The sequence below is a fragment of the Sphingobacterium sp. SGG-5 genome (genome assembly GCF_011043525.1).
Lineage (GTDB): Bacteria > Bacteroidota > Bacteroidia > Sphingobacteriales > Sphingobacteriaceae > Sphingobacterium.
Map to the genome: position 1 here is coordinate 257,328 of NZ_JAAKGO010000006.1, position 19,576 is coordinate 276,903.

The window sequence follows — 19,576 nt, forward strand, 5'->3', positions numbered from 1 at the left end:
CAAGGATAATAAGGTATACAAATGAAAGTATTTCAATATACATTTTGGTTGGCATGCACCTGGATAGGTTTGCTTTTCACCTCCTGCGAAAAGTCGAACACTTATTTTAAGGATTTCGAGATTTCGACTACCGAATTTGATGGCAGTACCTGGGATTATATCTATTCGCAGTACGGTGTGTACGACTCGCTGGTGATGGCTATAGAGCGTTACCCCGACTTAAAGAACTACTTGCAGACATCCGACGGGATGACATTGTTTGCACCCAACAACCGTGGGTTTGAGCTATCACTGGCGACCCTAAACAGGGTACGGGTAGAGGGAAATAAAAAGCCCCTGTATCTGGAAGATCTCGACGAGGAGCTACTGGAGCGTCTGCTTTGTTACTATATCATCCAGGGGGCTTACAATACCGAATCTATAGCCAACCTGAGGGACGGTAAGTTTGTGTACGGCTACAAGTATGAGTACCAGATGCACATGCAATATCAGAATACAGCCGCATCGGGACTGGTCGAATTTGGTCCCCAGCAGATCATATTCAGCGATACCAATGGGAGTAGGTTCCATCAGTTTTGGACAAGAACAACCACAGCATCCATCAATGTCAAGACCCGCAACGGCTATGTCCACATGCTGACACCAGGACATGATTTTGGATTTAACAAGCTTATTAAACTGTTTAATAATTAGCGTTTATGAGACGATCGATATATAACAAATCTTTGCTTTTAACTTCGCTGTTACTCGGTATGATACTGAGTTCATGTGAGAAATTTTTGCCGGAGGATCGAGATTCTCTGGAAGTAGAAGCTCGCTTTACCCAAACAGATTACGAACCTATATTGGGGCGTTACAATTGGATACGCAACAATTTTTCGACCGCCAACTCTACCCTACCTTTGCAGTTTCGCTTAACCAACGTCCGTCGTTTTGACGGAGAGCCGGCTACCGAACTGACACAAAAATACCCGGTCAAGGTCTGGAAGGAGCTATATACTGGCTTAGAAACCTCATTGGCTGAGATCGAGAGTAAACGGGTTACGGAGTACCGCTCCCTGTTGGAGATCGGCGAAAGCAACGGCAGTATCCTGTTCTGGCCATCGGGTAAGTCTTCTTTCGTCAAAAATCAACCCGATTCGGGCTATATGTTTGACGTGGAGGTCAGCAATTCCGGCGGACGTAAGTATTTTAGGGATTTGCGTCTCAAGCCGTTCAAAGAGCGCCCTTATGCGCCGATCAATATGAACGCGGTGTCTGGTTTGATTACCAATCCATACTTATCCCCTACAGTCTATAATATGGTAGGAGACCGGGGCGGCTATCTTTTTAGTGGAGATATACGAGTCAGCATCACGAAAGATGAAGATGATAAATTGGGCGGCAACACCTTAACATTCCGTTTCGTCGATTCGGTAGGTAACAATATCAATCCTGACAAATTCAATAAGACAGCATGGAAATACCTTGTGCATGGGTTTGATATGGAGAAAACTTCGGAATATGTACGTTATCGGGTAGCATATCCTATTCCTTTGACCGAAATTCCAACATGGTACACCAATGGTCAGGGTACGGCTGCTCACGTATCATTTATGTATGAGCGCTTAGGTTTCGGTCAGATGGTGACCATGGGCGGAATGGACTTTGAGTTTGCTATATACGAGCCGGGAGACTGGGAGATCGTCTTCCTGTTTCCGAGAGAGAGCCCCAAATTTGAAGATGATTAATAGCCGATAATAGACTTGATATGAAAATTATAAAGATATATGTAGCCATTTTGATGACAGTCCTGACCACTGCTGTGTTTGCACAGAGCAGGATGATGTCTGGCCATGTTGTAGATGGAGAGACCAATTTGGCCTTGTCGGGTGCGACTGTACACTCGCGTGAACTCAAGATCGCCTTGGGGTCAACAGACAATAATGGACGCTTCTCTATACCGGTCAATGATAAGACCAAAACATTGATCGTCAAGTTGATGGGTTATAAAGATTATACCCTGGCTATAGACTCGAAAACCAACCAAGTCAATATCGTCATGGAGACCGCTAAGAATGCGATGGATGAGGTCGTCGTCGTGGGGTATGCACAGCGCTCCAGAGAGACACTGACCGGATCCAACGTGATCATTTCGGGCAAGGATATACAGGACCTTCCTGTTGGTAACGTGATGGAACTGTTGCAGGGACGTGTACCCGGTCTGAATATCCAAAACAATAATGGTGCTCCCGGTATGCGCGGAGCAGTGACTATACGGGGCGTGTCGACACTGAATGTGACCGGAGGTGGTAATGATGCCTTTCTGTCACCTACATCTCCTTTGTACATTGTCGATGGCGTGCCTATCGACGACAACTCAGGCTATTCGTACGGTTTTGAGGAGGCGAGTCCTGGTATCAGCCCGATCTCGTTGATCCCTACCGAAGATATACAGCAGATAGAGGTCCTGAAGGATGCCTCGGCAACGTCTCTCTATGGGAGTAGGGGAGCCTATGGTGTTATCATCATCACCACCAAGAGAGGACAATCCAAAGTGCCGATCGTACAGTACACGAGCAACTTTTTTATGAATACGCCTCCGCGTCTCCGCAATATCATAGGTGGTAAGGGAGAACGCCGTATGCGTATCAATCAGCTCATCGATTATGATTTGAGTTTGGACGGATCAATGGCTTATGAAACGATCGATGAGACGGCTTTTCTGTCCGACAGTTTGAACCCCTACTACAACAATAGTACAAACTGGCAGTCTGTCTTTTACCGGACGACCTACAACCAGTCGCACAATGTCAATATCTCCGGTGGGGATATCAATTTCAACTACAAGATGAATGCCGGCCTTTACAATGAAAAGGGTATCGTCCGCAATACGGGATTTACACGGTATTCGTTGCAGATGAACGGACAGTATATGCCGAGCAACAAGTTCAAAATGGTATCGGCTATCAGCACCAATGTGGGTGAAAACTCAGAAGGTAGTGGCAACTCCCTACGGCAGTCCGGTGTGGCCGATGGAGCCAACACCTCATCACTGTTGCCTTCACCGTCCTTATACACAGCCAGCAATGATGTATTGTCCGCTTTCAATGTAGCCAGTACAAACAAATCTACTAATATCAAGGCCAATCTGGAGCTACAGTATGAGCCGCTGGAAGGGTTGCGGATGATCAGTACAGGTAGTTATGACTATATGGTATCTACAAAAGATAAGTTCACCCCATCGAGCCTGAATGACAATTCCAATCTATATGACGCGTACAACGATAACAGAAGGACGCTCTATAACCGTAACATGATCTCGTATGTAAAACAGGTTGCCACAGTACATAATTTCTCTGCTAATATCTTCAACGAGTTGAATATGACCGCATTTGCTGCCGATCAGATCCGTAATATAGGTACCGCTAATGATCAGATCCTGGGACCTATCGGTCTGAATTATGCGTCTTCTCGTGGTGGTACATTAGACAATCTATCTGAAGTGCGTTCCGTTGCATTTGCCGGATCCGCTTCCTACAATTACGATACCCGCTACGTGTTCGATTTCAACTACCGGGTAGACGGTACCTCGTCCAATGGACCGCTCAATCCATACAAGATCAATCCATCGGCAGGTGCACGCTGGAACTTTGGCAAGGAGCGCTTTATGGAAGATGTATCCTGGTTGGATTATGCTTCTTTCCGGGTATCCTGGGGGCGGAATATTAACCCGAATGGAAATATATTTGATATATACGGCCGTTATATCAGTTTGAGAGGTCTGTACAACCACCAGTTGGCTACCGCTTTGAATAGAAGCACCGCACCAAACCTGCACTTAGAGCCTACCTCCAATACCCAGTGGAACTTTGCACTGGAAGGTGGTTTTATGGATGGACGCTTTAGTTTTACGTACGAGGCCTACTACAAGGAGTCCATGGGTATCATGGACAAGAAAGATATTTCGGATATTGCAGCCTTTGATAAGGTAACGACCAATGAGAAAGCTTTGGTCAACTACGGGCATGAACTGAGTCTGATGGTTCGCCCTTTAAGTTCGGAAAGCCAGTTTAAATGGACGTTGAGTGGAAATATGGCGTACAATAAGGATGTCACGACACATTTGCCGGACAATATGCGGCAGTGGGTCATCGATGGTGGAGATACTAAACAGGCTATTCTGAACCGCTTAGGGCGCAACGCTTTCTCCAATTTATTGCTACACTACAGAGGAGTCTACGCTACCGATGATGATGTACCTGTGAATCCCATGACAGGTTTGCGGTTGCGCACTTCCAGCGGATTGTTTTTTGGCGCAGGGGATCCGATATGGACCGACCTGAACGGAGACTACATCATCGATGAAAATGACTACGTCGTCATTGGAAACTCACAGCCTTTGCTGACAGGGGGTATATCGTCACACCTGCAGTATAAATCATGGACCCTGAATGTCAATACCTCGTTTACCTTGATCCGTGATGTGCTGAATAATGCCAATGCTGATCTGTTACGCGCTTATTCGAATCCCGCAAATACCAGTAATGGTGGATTGGATTACGATAACAATCAAGGCAACATCAAGGCTTTGGTTCCTATTACTGCATTTGATTTTTGGAAACAGTACGGCGATACAGGCGCAGCTTATCCCAATCCTTTTGATTATATGCGCTATGGTTCTATACAGCCTTTCCGCTATGACCAGACGTTGTGGATGGAAGACGGATCTTATGTCAAGATCAACCAGATTACACTGTCTTACAATATCAACAGAGATTTTTCACAGCGGTACGGGATATCGTCCCTGCGCGTGTACGGCACAATGGGTAATGTGTACAATTTTAATCGGTACAGCGGACCCGATCCGGAGATTGTGTCCTCAGCCGGTCGAGACAGTTCCGGAGGATATCCGAATAAACGAAATTTCACCTTTGGTCTCAATGTACAGTTTTAATTCAGAAGGAGAACGATCATGAAAAATATATTAGTTATAACATTAATAAGCTCCATGCTTATCCTGACAGGAGGATGCCGGAAGTTCCTGAACATCGACCCTATCGACGATCTTTCGGGTAACAATTATTGGGAGACGCGCCAAGACGTAGAGCGTTTCACCTGGGGTTTGTACCATCAGTTCAAATCGGCGACGATGAGTAACCTTTATTTTCCCGCAGTGGGGGACTTGCGCCTAGCTCCGGTGGGGGTCGGTGAGAATGCCAACCGAACGTATAGTATACATTTAAAAAATAATGACATCCGGGCCCTTTTAGATCCATTGCGGTCGTATTACGCCACGGTAGAAAGCTATGGACTGTCCAAAAACACCTCTTGGGAACGTTTTTACGACATCATCGGGATGTGCAACATTCTGGAGTTTGAGGTGGGCAGGCTGGAGTCCGGTTTGTTGACCGAAGAGGAACAGCGGCAGTACCAAGCAGAGGCCTCTTTTATGCGCAACCTATGTTACTTCTTTATCATACGGCAGTTTGGAGATGTCGCGTACTACACAGATGCCTACCATACCGCTCCGTTGGGCCGCGAGAATATGCTAGATGTACTTCAGTACTGCATAGACGATATGGCTGCACACAAGGATGATCTTCCTTGGACCTTTGATGACCCCAATATCATCGGTGTGCGTGCTATGCGCGGTGCAGCAGTGACCCTGATGATGCACATGAATATGTGGATCGCGGGCTTTTCTAAGGGCAATGTCAAAAACACCTACTATGCACGTGCGGCTGATCTGGGCAGAGAGATCATGGAAGAGTCCGACGGTGCCTATACCTTGTTGCCGATAGCAGACTTCAGGGATATTTTTATCGGCAAATCGAAAGAGTCTCTTTTTGAGATCACACAGGATCTGAACTATGGTGAGCAGTTTGGAAATCCTCCGTTTTTTCCAAATCAGGTGTTGCGTCCGCCGTACAAGTTTACTGGCGGGAGTACCACGGGTAAAGCTTTCGTGTTTTATATGCCTGCATATTTGAAAAAGCTCTATCCCGAAGGCAATACCGATATGCGGCAGCAGCTGTGGTTTGACCCGACCAATATGTTCAGTGGTGATGGGCAGTTTGTATTTCTTAAATTTTCCAATTTCTATGTGACCACAGGTCAGGATGCTGTACCCAACGACTCGCAGATGATATTCCGTTATGCCGATCCTATCCTGTTACGGGCAGAAGCACTGGCAGAGCTGGGGTATGATGAAGAGGCACAGACTTATCTGAATATGGTACGCAACCGAGCCGGGCTGGACAATACGGAGAATATCGGCAAGGATCTGAAAGACGATATCTTTTGGGAAAGAAACCGGGAGTTTATGGGAGAGGCACAGTTTTACTTTGACTTGGTACGCACCAAAAAAGCGGTGGATCCGGAGTATGTATTTTGGGGAAGCACGATCAATGTCGAAGATTTTGAAGCCGGTGCCTGGACCTGGCCCATTACGCCGACGGCCAAGTATAATAATTCATATATGACACTTAACAAATTTTGGCTATAAGACCATGAAAAGAGCACTATTATATATGATATTAGGGACGATACTGTTAGCGTCCTGTCAGAAAAACGATTATTTTGAAGACACGGGTGTGCATGAAGCAAACTATGAGGGCAGCATGATGCAGTACTTGAGAGCGCATCCCAAGCATTTCAAAAAACTGGTGGAGATCATCGACTATACGCATATGCAGGAGATGTTTGAAAAAGAAGATATCACTTTCTTTGCCCCTCAGGACGTCAGTATCGACAATGCATTGGATATCATCAATGCTACGCTTTATATCAACAATATCGACACTATCCGAGATGTCAGAGATGTCAAGCCCGACGTATGGAAAAACTACTTAGATCTGTATATCATTGACAATAGTTATATGCTCAAGGATATTGCACAAGTCGACACCACCACATTCCGCTTTGAAGGGCAAAATTTTATCTCTCACAACGGACGCGTTATGAATGCAGGCGTGATGTACCACAATGCAGGTGGTGTAGAATATGCCGGATACCGCATGGTTCTCTATACGTATATCCGTGACTTCGCGGATGTACGGAGCACCCGTATCAATGTGCCGGTATCGTCGTCCAACATCAAACCCTATAACGGGGTGGTGCATGTCTTGCGCGCTAAGAACCATGTCTTTGGTTTTGTTGTCGAGAAGCTGTACGATTCAATCATCAATGGAGGTTTAACAGAAGACTAATCGAAGAGTAATGAAAATACTGAAATATATATTGTTTTCCCTGGTTCTGTTACAGGCGTGTAAAGACCCGAATATGATTGGTGAGGATCCTTATGCTGGAGGAAAGGAAGCTTTAGGGATAAAATTTAAGAATGCCAACCCCAGCCCGAGCTCGGGCAATCCCGGAGATGAAATCCTGTTTAAGGTACAGGGATTAGAGGCCTACAGAGGGCGGGTTGCATTTTATATTAATGAAGAGCTTGCCGATATCGTGGATATGACCGACAGTACGATACGAGTGATCGTGCCCGAGTTGGTCAGTACAGGTGGGGCCTCCATCGTCGTGGACGGACAGGTGATTTTTGGCCCCCGCTTTGTCGTCAATGGCAAGATCGGTGTAAACAGCAACTATAACTTGACTACCGGCTTTGGATACAGTGCCGGAGGTACAGGCGGAGGAATCGGGCGTGGTACAGTATTTGATTATGCCCGTCTTTCAGCGTCGTCGTATGTGTATACAGGTCTGTTTACCGACTACAATTCACTTGCCGTCACACAAAACCCCATCAACGGATTAGTCAATCTCAACAACCAGGGTGACAAAATCACCACGGTACAGTCCTTTCTTGGCGTAGAAGGGGGTGGTTACCTCACATCCGTACATCCTTTGGCCGACGGAAAACTGATTGTGTCGGGAAGCTTTAGTACATACGAAGGGCGTGCATTGTCGAGCGGAATTACCCGTTTGCAGCACGATGGCAAGCTGGATACCATGAGTATACGCGTGATCAACGAGACCGAAAATCCGCTGTTCAATCTGGATACCGTACCCGCATTCAACGGGAACATATTGGGTGAGGTGCGTAAGTCCTTTTTGGTCACTGAAGACGGAAAAGAGAAGATCATTTGTATAGGCAATTTTAGCACTTACTACAAGTATAGATACGATTTCCGGCCTACACGGGAGAATAGGCATGTAGAGTACCGCTTTATCGACAATGTTATCCGTCTGGAGACAGATGGTACCTTGGACTCGGCTTACAACTATGATCTGGCCACCCAAAAAGGGGTAGGTGGTGCCAATGGTATCGTGTTTGATGCGGCTATACAGGAAGAAGACAATAAAGTGATCCTGGTGGGCAAATTCACCAAGTTTCAAGACAAAGATGCACCTAGTATCGTACGTATAGACCAGAATGGGTTGGTGGACCCCAGTTTTGCTGTGGGTACGGGTGCCAATGGCATGATTCTCTCCATACAGCGCGCAAACGGAAAAATACTCCTTACGGGCCTATTTTCAAGCTTCAACGGAGTCGCCTGCAATGGCGTCGTGATGCTGAACACAGATGGTTCTGTCGTACCGACATTTCAGTTTCGGAATATCGATGAAGGTGTGGTCACCTTCGCCAAGTTGCTGGACAACGGAAAGGTATTGGTGTCAGGCTCATTTGGCGAATACGATAATGTAAAGCGCAGCGGGCTGTTGTTTCTGGAGCAGGATGGTACCGCGTTGCAGGAGTATAACAATGTAGGCTCATTCGAGGGCACGGTTTACAACGTCTACGAGACGATGATCGCCGCCCGCCCGTCGGTGGTGATCATGGGAAGTATACGCCGGTTTGACAATAAGGATGTGTCGGGATTATTGGTTTTGGAAGTTAAAGATTAAAGATATGAAAGGAATATTATATCAACTGAGACGTGGTCTAACCTTCGGGCTGGTACTGGTTTTCGCAACTGCATGTAATGAGGAGTACAAGAACCTGCTGCAGGACAAATATGCCGAACCTGAGCTACAGAAGAATAAGGAGAAAGTCTTGTATATCATTATGGATGGGGTCAATGGGCAGGTATTGCGAAATGTGCAGCCTGAGGCTATTCAAAAGATGAGTGAACATGCGTTGTATTCTTACGACGCACTACTCGATATAGAAAACTACGCTGTGGACGATCTGCTGGGTTGGTCCAACTTGCTGACCGGCAAGAAGCCATCCGAGCACGGAGCTATAGGAGGAGGAGCACTGCCGGACCTGCATACCAATCCGACCATCTTGTCCATGGCCAAGAGCAGTAGTATGGTGGCTTCATCAGCTTTGTTTTACGATACTTTTGGGACAGAAACAACTTCGTCGTCGCTTGCTGCAAACGATGAGGAAGCCTATCAAAAAACGTTGGAACGGATTTCTTCATCAGATGATGATCTGATCATGGTCGAGTTTAGCGAGGCCGAGGCAGCTGCACAGGCAGGTGGATATACAGCGGCAAATACAGCCTACATGGCAGCTATAACTACATTGGATACCTACATAGGCCAGCTCACAACAGCTGTCTCGGAGCGTACGACATACAGCAACGAGAACTGGCTGATTGTCGTGACATCCAACAAAGGGGGAGATAGCCCTGTCAATCCATCGAACAATCACTTTCTGAATCCGGCGAAAAATATATTTACGATGTACTATTCAACCAAAGTCGTTCAACGTGAGTATGTCGCACCGGACGATTTCAATTTTATTGCGCAAAGTGTGCATTTTGCTTATACTGGGAGTGACCAATCGGTCCTTACTTTGAACTCCAACAAATTCAGTGCAGACGTATCTGCTGCCGAAAAGGGAACGACCTATCAGTTCAAAGTCAGGATGAGCGGAAACGGTGCTACGAGCAGTTGGCCGACCTTGATCTCCAAAAACACGACATCGGGGGCTAGTGGAGCCAATAGTATTGATGTATTGTCCAGTAGTGGAACCTCATCTGCCATACAGGTCAAAACCGGAGGAGGAAATACGATAACTACACTCAATCCTTTCGGGGATGGCTCCTGGCATACCATTACGTTGGTCTGGGAAAAATTGTCTTCGGGTCGGGTTCAGGTGAGAACCTACCACGACGGAAATGTTGGAGGTAAAATAGATTTTGCTTTTTCACCTCAGCAGATCGGCGACGCATACCCGTTGCGTTTGGGTCGAAATAACGCTACTGTAAATGGTACACCGGTCGCTGACTTCTATGATCTAAAAGTATATGATATCCCATTACCGGAGACATATATTCTGAACAACTACTGCAAGACCGTGATGGACGAATCTTCACCCTATCACGACAATCTAAAAGGGTACTGGCTACTGAGCAATCAAGAAGGAACGCAGATACCCAACTTGCGCAATCCCGATGATAATTCGGAGAAGTTTACGATTACAAATGCCGGTTTAGTGTCGATCAACGAATTTGTTTCTGTCTTTTGTCCACCCTTTGTAGACGCCAGTTTTAAAGTGGTTCCGATCGCTGTAGACAACCCCTTTGTGGTGGCCAACTGGCTACAGATGGACAGAGCAGTCATGAGCAAGATGGATGGACAGGCATGGCCTTTTCTTTATGTAACTAACGAAGATTAATCTATACACACGATGAAAAGCATACAATATATAGCGAGTGTCTTGATTTTGGCTATAGGAATAGTCTCCTGTGCCCGGAATTATGACCTGTCTTATGTAGACGGTTTTAATCCTACTGGCGGAGACTCCGTAGGCATGGATGTCGATACCTCTTCGGCCTTGGTCGACCGCTCGAAATACGGCAGTGCCCGTATCTATCCAGGGTTGGTCGATCTGGATGTGCCGCGACTGGACAACGTGACGGCCGAAATTGACGTCAGCGTACTGCCACAGCCGGCAAGTGTGTACCGTATCTCGGTCTCCCAGATACCGGCTTTCAGTATAGGCTACTATGCTCCGGCAGGAGAATTGATCAAAATCACGGTGCCTGAGGGTAAATATGGTCTTTACGCGCAGATAGGCGTACATACGGACAATCTGTCCGCCGTCGAGGCAGCACGCCGTGATCCTTTGATCTTCACCCGAAAGGCCTTGATACCGGGAGGAACCAACTATGTACGCAATCCGTATGGAGGCTTGATCTGGATCTTTGCTACGGTACCCTATGCCGAGCCGATCCAGCTGACCTTATCGGGTGTGGTCAAATCGCCCGATTTTGTCTATGGCGAGTCAGACGATGCGAGCTGGAAAGAAGAAGTGATGCAGTCTAAGGTGCCCTGGCTCGAATTGAGGGCTTCTTCTATTGTATTCTCGGTACCCACAGAACGCGTTCAAAATTTTATCCGTACAGGACGATTGGTCTCGATGGAAGATGCGATGCGCGAGTGGGAGAACGTGTTTGCCAAGGACTATTACGAATGGATGGGGTTTGAGACAGATATCAGCGCACCTTTGATCGACCGCAAGCCGCTCTCACCCGAGCGGATGGTATTGGATATTCACCCCGTCGTCGGGTATGGGCACAACGGTTCGCCGGTGGTGGCACAGGACGACAACGGTTGGTTGAGCGAAGCTGTAGGAGCACAGGCGGTTCGTGAAGGAAATGTGTGGGGTACTGCACATGAGTTTGGACACAACTACCAGCAAACTGCTGTTTGGAGTTGGAATGGATTGGGTGAGACCTCCAACAACCTGTTTAGTTTTAAGATCGCACACCGCAATGGCATTAATCGGGTCGGGCAGCACCCACAGGTGCGTGCACAGTTTCCGCTAGCCGTACAGGCAGCGAAAGAACGCGGAGGTGCCGATGGTGCTACCCTGAATGCGGGACACCATGCCGCAGGCAATCCCTTTTATAAGATCACGCCTTTTGCACAGATTTTTGCCAAACTACGGAGCTTGGACAACCCTTCGGACGAAGAGTTTGGCTGGAGCTTTATGCCCTTCTTGTACAAACGCGCGCGGCACGTGGAGTACACGGCGATCTCCGACCTCGACAAGCGGGACTTCTTTTATGAGGCGCTGTGTGATTACGCAAAGCAGGATATGTATCCTTTCTTTAACGCCTGGGATATCAAGTTGAGCAGTTATTCGAGAGAACGTATGGCTATTAAGTATCCGCGGATGACGACCAAGCTGTGGGAATACCAGCCATTGGACGGTACCGGTGGGGATGCGATTATTGATTTTTAAACGACGACGATGAATATGAAAAATTTGTTAAATAAGATATTTTTAGGAATAGGGCTTCTGTCTGTGCTGTCCTGCACCGTATTTGACGATCCAGCACCTATATTCGAAGAAGAGGTGTCCTCATTGGAGATCAATAAACGTAGGGTGCTGTTGATCAATGTGGATGGTGCAGTCGGTGAGATCGTACAGGAAGTGATGCCTCCACGTATTGCAGCACTGCTTGCAAATAGTAAGTATACCTTCGGTGGGTTATCCGATGCGAATACCAACTATGCCTCGACTTGGGCGAGCATAGCCAAAGGGGTGCCGGTCTCTAAGCATCAGATCACCAGCGATGATTTTGCGGTGCACACAGGCGATGACGAATCGCACGAATCTATACCTTATTTCCCTAGCTTCATGTACAGGCTGGAAGAGATCAAGCCGCACTACAAAACCAGTATCGTGATGAGGGATGAGAATATGGCCAAAGAACTTTTTAACGAGGTCGAAAACAGGCATTTCTTTGCCACGGATGCAGAAGTAGCCGACTATACTGAAAACTACCTCAAGACCTCAAAGGATATGCTGACGATCGTTCAGTTGTCTTCGGTCATGGAGGCCGGACGTGCTACGGGCTTCTCCGGCACAAATGGAGACTACACCGCGGCCATACAGACGGTAGACGGTTATATCGGGCAATTGGTCGATGCGGTCAAAGCACGGGAGACCTACGCCGACGAAGAGTGGCTGATCATCGTCCAGTCCAACAATGGAGGCTCCGGTCTGGAGACAGGAGGAGGGGATTTTGAATCGAAGAATATCTTTGTGATCCTGAACCATCCTCGTTTTCAACCTTACGAGTACGTGCCGCACTATCTGTCGGGGGCACGGTTTTACAAAACAAGTAGAAGCCGTACCGACTACGATGCAAATGGTGTAGAAGCGACCAACAGCACCTCCTACAATATGACTGGTGATGAAATGACAGTAGAGTTTTTTTTGAAAGCCAATGAGATATATGAGTCTGTCAGTAATACGTTTGTTTTTGGAAAAGCCGGTATAACAAACCAAAATAACAAAACAGATGAAGGATGGTTCATCTTGCAAAGAAGCAAGGGAACTGGTGTTTATGTTGTCATGAGTGACAAAACTTCCTTGACCACACTCGATGGTTTTGCAACTCCTTATACCAAAGGAAAGTGGGACCACATGGCGATGACAATTAAAAAGACAGGTACAACAGTAAACAGAAGTATGTACAGCAATGGAGTGCTGATCTCGTCGACAGACTTTACGGTGGCCGCCAATGCGACGCTCAACAATACGGCGCCGTTTCGTATACAACATGGTCTTGAACACAACTCTTTCCACAATCAAGATACGGAGCTTTCCGAGATCCGTATTTTTAACAAGGCACTCACAAGAGCGGATATCGAGCGACATGCCTGCCTGTTGGAGCTGCCCGAATCGGATCCGTCTTATGCGGATCTGACCGGCTACTATCCGTTGAAAGAGGACTTTAACAATAGGATAGCGACCGGACCAAATTTGGTACAGATGGGGACCGCACCGCTCGAACACCTTCCGGCAACCGGAGTAGCTACCTTTTGCGATACGGATCCCAGAAAGGTGACCGTATTGACCAACATAGACGCTGCACCTTTGATTTTCTATTGGTTGAGACAACGCTATGAGACCTATGGCTGGTCTACAGCCGATCTCTTAAAACCTTTTGAGTTAGAGTTTTTAGGGGGAGACAATAATTAATGAGATCATGAAGAAGAGAATTTGCAACATATTGCTGGTACTGTTTACGTTCAGTACATGGTATGCCTGTACAGAGAAGGTATTGATCTTGCCGGAGGAGACGTCCGACAATCTGGAAATACTGCCCACACGCCCGCCTTTGAGACCGAGTGAAGTGGAGGTGTATTCTGCCTTCTATCATTCGATAGAGATTCAGTATCCCGAAGTACAACCCGATCGGGCTGTGAAAAGTATCATCACATATATGGGAGACGATAACCAGGTGAAGACGATCGAAGTGACTGATTTTGATCAGGTCGTCACGATAGAGAACCTCAGCCTGCGGGAGTATGAGTTTAAGATCACCTATGTGACGGCAGACGGGGTAACTTCCCGGACAGTGGTCAAAAAAGCGACCCCGTACGCCGCGCTGACGGATTATCCTTTTGCCACACTGGAGGGGTATGGTGAGTTTGGTGTCGTGTATGTGCATTGGGAAAATGTAACCGATCGTGAAGTGGAGGTAGTGGTGAAGTATGAGGAAGGCGGACAGACCAAATCGGCATCCAAGTTGAGTGCCAAGCTGCGCGATACCCTTGCTATTCGTAATCTACCCAATGCGGATGTTGCTTTTGATGTACAGGTCAAGGATCCGGTACGTGAGTATGCTTCGGAGGTGAAACAACTGACCATCAATGCGGGTCTGTCGGTAGAAGATTATGCGCTTTCCACGTTGGAAGCTGCTACGGGATTTGGACGGGCATTTTTGACCTGGGTAAATCCACAGCAGGCAGATTTGCGATTGGATCTATCCTATGTGGTCAGCGGACAGACCAAGACGGCAACCTACGAAAGCACGGCAGAAGATGGTGCTTATACCCTCGTCAACCTGCCGGAAGGTGCGATGAATATTGTCGCCAAATTCACCAATACGGAAGCCGACGAAGAGTCTGATAATAAGACGGTAGCCGTAACTGTAGACAAGGGCGTGAAAGAGACGGTGAGTGAGGGCGTGACGGTGAGTTCGTATGGATTCAATTTGGGAGCACTAAGGGTCAAAAATCCTGCATCTATACCCGTAGATGTGAAAGTGACCTATAAGGACAAAACCGGAAGTGATCAGGAAGAAACCTTTACTGTCCCTGCCAATACTATAAAGTATTCGGTGCCTTTGCACCGTGTGATGGCGGGGTCAAGTATTGATGTAGAGATTACGGATGATATCGGAACATTGAACAGAACGATTAGTTCTACGATAAGCGATGCCCCTCTTAGTCCGACCAATATAGAACTCAATAGAACAGGATGGGGAGCAACCTCCAGTTCATTCAGAATTTCAGGTGCTGGTGTTCGTTATACTGCAGACAGGCTTTTGGATGGACTTTTTGGAGCTACAAATGTAGACAATGGCTGGGTGAACGAATGGGGACGTAGCGATATTGATGCATTGGGAAAACCTAGTAACGTGTTTCCTCATTACATTCAGGTAGATATGCTGGAAGTCAAATATGTGACCGGGATTAGTTTTGTTAACCATACGAATGGTGTACAGGACGGACCGGGAACATTTACCATACAGTATAGCTTTGATGGAGTGACATTCCATGATGGACAGACGATGACGAGGACAAATGCAGGAGCGAATGCCCGAACACATCATTATCTCGATGAGCCACTGTTGGCAAGGTATATACGGGTTTATATTACAGCCGGAGACCGTAGTGCCAGTAACGATGCTGTAGTTCGTTTAGCCGAATTTTATGTGTACGGAAGAGAATAATTAAGATGATGAACAGAAGAGATATTATCAAATTAGGAACCCTATTTGGTCTGGGAGGAGTCGCTGTCGATGCTTTGGCTTCGGATAGCCATCGTACGGAGACGAAGCCTATAGGCGATCGCGCCTACTGGGTGTCTGTGCTGAGCCGCATCGCTACGCCGATACTGGACAATATCAGCAAACAGACCTTGCGTAGGAACATGCCGATGGAGGTGAGCCCTACTTTTGATAAGCGTGATCCGGGTGTAGGCTATCTTGAAGCCTTCGGACGTCTGCTGGCGGGAATGGCTCCCTGGCTGGCCCTGCCCGATGACGGGTCGGAAGAAGGCAAGCTCCGGCAGAAATTCAGAGAACAGGCCTTGTTGGGCATACAATATGGTGTAGACCCCGCATCTCCGGATTATTTCACCTGGAGAGGTCCTTCGTCGCAGACTTTGGTAGATGCGGCACATCTGGCGCAGGCTTTCCTGCGTGCACCGCAAGCCTTGTGGCAACCCCTGTCCGATCGGACGAAGGAGCGGGTCATTGAAGAGTTTAAGCTATTGCGCAAGATACGGCCCAACGAAAGCAACTGGCTGTTGTTTGCGGCCATGACCGAAACATTCTTGTATAGCATCGGTGAGGAACCGGTACGGCAAAAAATTGACTACGCGGTGCATAAATTTGATCAGGAGTGGTATGTAGGAGACGGATGGTACAGTGACGGCGCGCGGTTCAGTTTTGATCATTACAATGGCTATGTGATCCATTGTATGCAGACAGAGGCGCTAAAGCATAATCTGTCCGCCAACGCTAAATACGAAGAGATGTACGACCGGGCGTACAAACGTATGCAGCGCTATGCCCATCACTTGGAGCGGATGATATCGCCACAAGGGTATCCTTTGGTGGTAGGTCGATCCTCTACGTACAGGAATGCGGCTTTCCAACCCTTGGCGGCGGTGATCCTGGACAACAAGTTGCCCAAGGACATCAGCAGGGGGCAGGCCAGGGCAGCGCTTACGGCCGTACTCCACCATATCTATGTCGAAAAGACATTCGGCAAGTCGGGATGGCTGACCATGGGGGTTGTCGGTGACCGACAGACGAATCTGGCGGATTATTATACGAACGCTGGTTCCATGTATGTTGCGTCGTTGTCTTTTCTGCCGTTGGGCCTGCCCGCTGCAGATGAATTTTGGACATGTGTTCCGCAACAATGGACTAGTCAGAAAATATGGGAAGGGGAACCCTTTCCGAAAGATTATTATGTGAATTATTAGAATTACGAATTACGAATTACGAATTACGAATTTGACAAGCTTAAGCCGCTTATTTACAATTTAGCAAATTAACGATTTAACAATTTTACCCTTTTACAAATTAACAGTTTCATACTAAACAATATCATGCTGAAAACCATTTACGTTTTAACGCTTTTTACTTTTTTTATCGGGCTTACGTCATGTGCAAGCCAGAAGCCGGCTAAGAGCTTCCATTTATCTCTGGATAAGGGATTTGTTGAACAGCAGCTGGAGGATGCTACCCAACAGATCAAATACTTGGCATCATCTATACAAGAAAAGGATATGCCGACGACTTTTTCCAAAGGCAGGTATATCAATTGGGGAAGCAGCTGGTGGTGTTCGGGCTTTTATCCCGGTACGGTGCTGTACCTTTACGAATTTTCCAAAGACCCTGCGTTGCTGGCGGAGGCCAACCGCAAATTGCATGAGTTGGAAAAAGAAAAAAATAACAAAGGCACGCATGACTTGGGTTTCATGCTGTATTGCAGTTTCGGCAATGCCTTGCGGCTCACGGGTGATTCGGCGAAGTATGTACCGATATTGACAACAGGAGCAGAGTCCTTGTCCACCCGGTATAAGGATGCCACGAAGGCCATCCGTTCGTGGGACGGCGGAAAGGACTGGGATGGCAAGCCTTGGGCCTATCCGGTCATCATCGACAACATGATGAATCTGGAGTTTTTGGCAGAGGTGTCCAAGATGACGGGCAACAAGAAGTATATGGATATCGCGATAACGCACGCCAATACAACTATGACCCATCACTTCCGTAAAGACTACAGCTCCTACCATGTTGTCGACTACGACAAAAAGACAGGAGAAGTGATCGCCAGGAAAACGGCACAAGGAGCATTTGATGAGTCGGGCTGGTCACGGGGACAAGCCTGGGCATTGTACGGCTATACGATGATGTACCGTGAGACAGGAGACAAAAAATATCTTGAGCAAGCCAAAGGAATTGCGAAGTATTACCTGAATCATCCGAATCTTCCGGCAGATCTGGTACCCTATTGGGATATGGACCAGAATAAATTGACACCGGATAGTAAATATTATAAGCAAAAAGATCTGAAGGATGTATCAGCGGCATCTGTAATGGCTTCGGCACTGATCGAACTGGCACAGTATACCAAAGGCAAGGAAAGCCAAAATTATCTTTCGAAAGCGGAGATCATGCTGCAATCCTTGTCGAAAGCGCCGTACAAAGCTGCCTATAAGGAAGTGGGTGGATATATCCTCAAGCACAGCGTAGGCTCGGTACCGCACAAGACAGAAGTGGATGTACCCTTGACTTATGCGGACTATTACTATGTAGAAGCGTTGATCCGCTATCGGAGATTGTTGAACGGAGAGAAAGTCGTTTAGGAATTACGAATTGAAAATTATGAATTACGAATTCAACATCAAAGTAATTCATAATTCATAATTCGTCATTCATAATTCATAAAAGGAATGGTACTACAAAAAAACTATAAAGCATTTCTCATGGTCTGCATGGTCTGGCCGATGTTGGCTCTGGCCCAAAAAGAGGTAGGCCCGTATCGTTTTGATCACGGCCCCTACCTGCAGGGGCTGACCGATGAGCGGGTAACGGTCTATTTTACGACTTCTGAAAAAGGTTTTTCGAGCATAGAATTGCGTGAGCCCAACGACGGGACGATCACACGGCATGTAACGATAGATGATGGCTTGATACAGGCCAACAATACTTTGAATGCTATTGCATTGAAGGGATTAAAGCCCGATACACGGTATGAGTACCGCTTGTTCTCGACGCGGATCAAGCAGTTCAGGCTGTCCCGCAATGTGTATACGGACACGATACGCACGGACTGGTATAGCTTTAAGACTGTGAACCCGAAGGCTGCGGGCTGTACATTTGTGACGACAAGCGATATCCACGACGATGCCAAGAAATACGAACGACTGCTGTCGCATACTGCCGTAGATCAGGCGGATATGGTGTTTTTATTGGGGGATATCCTCAGCCATTTCAGCCGGGAGGGGCAGCCCTACAGCAGTTTTATCGATGTCTCTGTTGATAAGTTTGCCAAGGAAATTCCCTTTGTGCTGATCCGCGGCAACCACGATACGCGAGGATCTCTCTCGCGCACGTACGACCGGTATATACAGCGTCCAGACAAACATTTTTACGGTGTCTACTCTCTGGGGGATACATTTTTTATCCTATTGGATACCGGAGAGGACAAGCCCGATTCGCACCACGACTATTCGGGACTGACAGCTTTTGAAGATTACCGCAAAGAGCAGGCAGAGTGGCTGAAACAAGTGGTCAAAACAAAAGCATTCAAAGCGGCAAAGCATCGGATCGTGATGGCGCATATCCCGCCGATCAAGGATGACGGTACGAGCACAAGGGTGAGCGTACATGGTCCGGATATGGTGTACAAACTGTATTTGCCTATCCTGAACAAAGAGAAGATAGACCTGATGATCTCGGGGCATACGCACCGGTTCCAACTGATCGAAAAGAATAAAAATGTCAACAATTTTCCGATCCTCATCAATGACAACGACAGCATGTCCCTCTATACAGTCTCCGCAAAAGGGGTACATGTGAAGACCGTGAACAGTACGGGAGAAGTGACGATGGAAAGGACGTTTGTAAGATAATCTAAAAACATAGAG

13 protein-coding genes are annotated in these 19,576 nt (G+C 47.2%); all 13 read left to right on the plus strand.

The genetic code is table 11. The features are described 5' to 3' along the window. Positions 1 to 21: 21 nt before the first annotated feature. The 13 genes from G5B30_RS11370 (at position 22) to G5B30_RS11430 (ending at position 19,561) form a co-directional block, all read left to right on the plus strand. A complete protein-coding gene (locus G5B30_RS11370) occupies positions 22 to 693 on the plus strand; it encodes a fasciclin domain-containing protein (RefSeq protein ID WP_165320114.1) in 672 nt (223 codons plus the stop codon). A gap of 5 nt (positions 694 to 698) precedes the next feature. Then, complete coding sequence (locus tag G5B30_RS11375; protein ID WP_165320115.1) at positions 699 to 1,730, plus strand: DUF5007 domain-containing protein; 1,032 nt, start codon at positions 699 to 701, stop codon at positions 1,728 to 1,730. Between the two features lie 20 nt (positions 1,731 to 1,750). Further along, positions 1,751 to 4,936, plus strand: a complete 3,186-nt coding sequence (locus tag G5B30_RS11380) for a SusC/RagA family TonB-linked outer membrane protein (protein ID WP_165320116.1) — start codon at positions 1,751 to 1,753, stop codon at positions 4,934 to 4,936. A gap of 18 nt (positions 4,937 to 4,954) precedes the next feature. After that, positions 4,955 to 6,487 (plus strand): RagB/SusD family nutrient uptake outer membrane protein, encoded by a 1,533-nt coding sequence (locus tag G5B30_RS11385; RefSeq protein ID WP_240903188.1) that lies wholly within the window; start codon positions 4,955 to 4,957, stop codon positions 6,485 to 6,487. A gap of 4 nt (positions 6,488 to 6,491) precedes the next feature. Next, complete coding sequence (locus G5B30_RS11390; protein WP_165320117.1) at positions 6,492 to 7,190, plus strand: fasciclin domain-containing protein; 699 nt, start codon at positions 6,492 to 6,494, stop codon at positions 7,188 to 7,190. Positions 7,191 to 7,200: 10 nt separating this feature from the next. Then, entirely contained in the window at positions 7,201 to 8,838 is a 1,638-nt protein-coding gene (locus G5B30_RS11395; RefSeq protein WP_165320118.1) for a DUF5008 domain-containing protein, read from the plus strand. A 4-nt stretch (positions 8,839 to 8,842) separates the two neighbouring features. After that, positions 8,843 to 10,561 (plus strand): LamG-like jellyroll fold domain-containing protein, encoded by a 1,719-nt coding sequence (locus G5B30_RS11400; RefSeq protein ID WP_165320119.1) that lies wholly within the window; start codon positions 8,843 to 8,845, stop codon positions 10,559 to 10,561. A gap of 12 nt (positions 10,562 to 10,573) precedes the next feature. Further along, a complete protein-coding gene (locus tag G5B30_RS11405; RefSeq protein WP_165320120.1) occupies positions 10,574 to 12,133 on the plus strand; it encodes a M60 family metallopeptidase in 1,560 nt (519 codons plus the stop codon). Between the two features lie 15 nt (positions 12,134 to 12,148). Then, positions 12,149 to 13,882 (plus strand): LamG domain-containing protein, encoded by a 1,734-nt coding sequence (locus G5B30_RS11410; RefSeq protein ID WP_165320121.1) that lies wholly within the window; start codon positions 12,149 to 12,151, stop codon positions 13,880 to 13,882. A 7-nt stretch (positions 13,883 to 13,889) separates the two neighbouring features. After that, the gene (locus G5B30_RS11415; RefSeq protein WP_165320122.1) at positions 13,890 to 15,641 is read left to right on the plus strand and encodes a discoidin domain-containing protein; all 1,752 of its coding nucleotides are present in this window, start codon (positions 13,890 to 13,892) and stop codon (positions 15,639 to 15,641) included. A 5-nt stretch (positions 15,642 to 15,646) separates the two neighbouring features. Continuing rightward, positions 15,647 to 16,903, plus strand: coding sequence for a DUF2264 domain-containing protein (locus tag G5B30_RS11420; protein ID WP_240903189.1), 1,257 nt, complete (start codon positions 15,647 to 15,649; stop codon positions 16,901 to 16,903). A gap of 126 nt (positions 16,904 to 17,029) precedes the next feature. Continuing rightward, positions 17,030 to 18,292 carry a glycoside hydrolase family 88 protein gene (locus G5B30_RS11425; RefSeq protein WP_165320123.1) on the plus strand — a complete coding sequence of 421 codons (1,263 nt, stop codon included), beginning with the start codon at positions 17,030 to 17,032 and terminating at the stop codon, positions 18,290 to 18,292. A gap of 87 nt (positions 18,293 to 18,379) precedes the next feature. Further along, positions 18,380 to 19,561 (plus strand): metallophosphoesterase family protein, encoded by a 1,182-nt coding sequence (locus G5B30_RS11430; RefSeq protein WP_165320124.1) that lies wholly within the window; start codon positions 18,380 to 18,382, stop codon positions 19,559 to 19,561. Positions 19,562 to 19,576 lie beyond the last annotated feature (15 nt).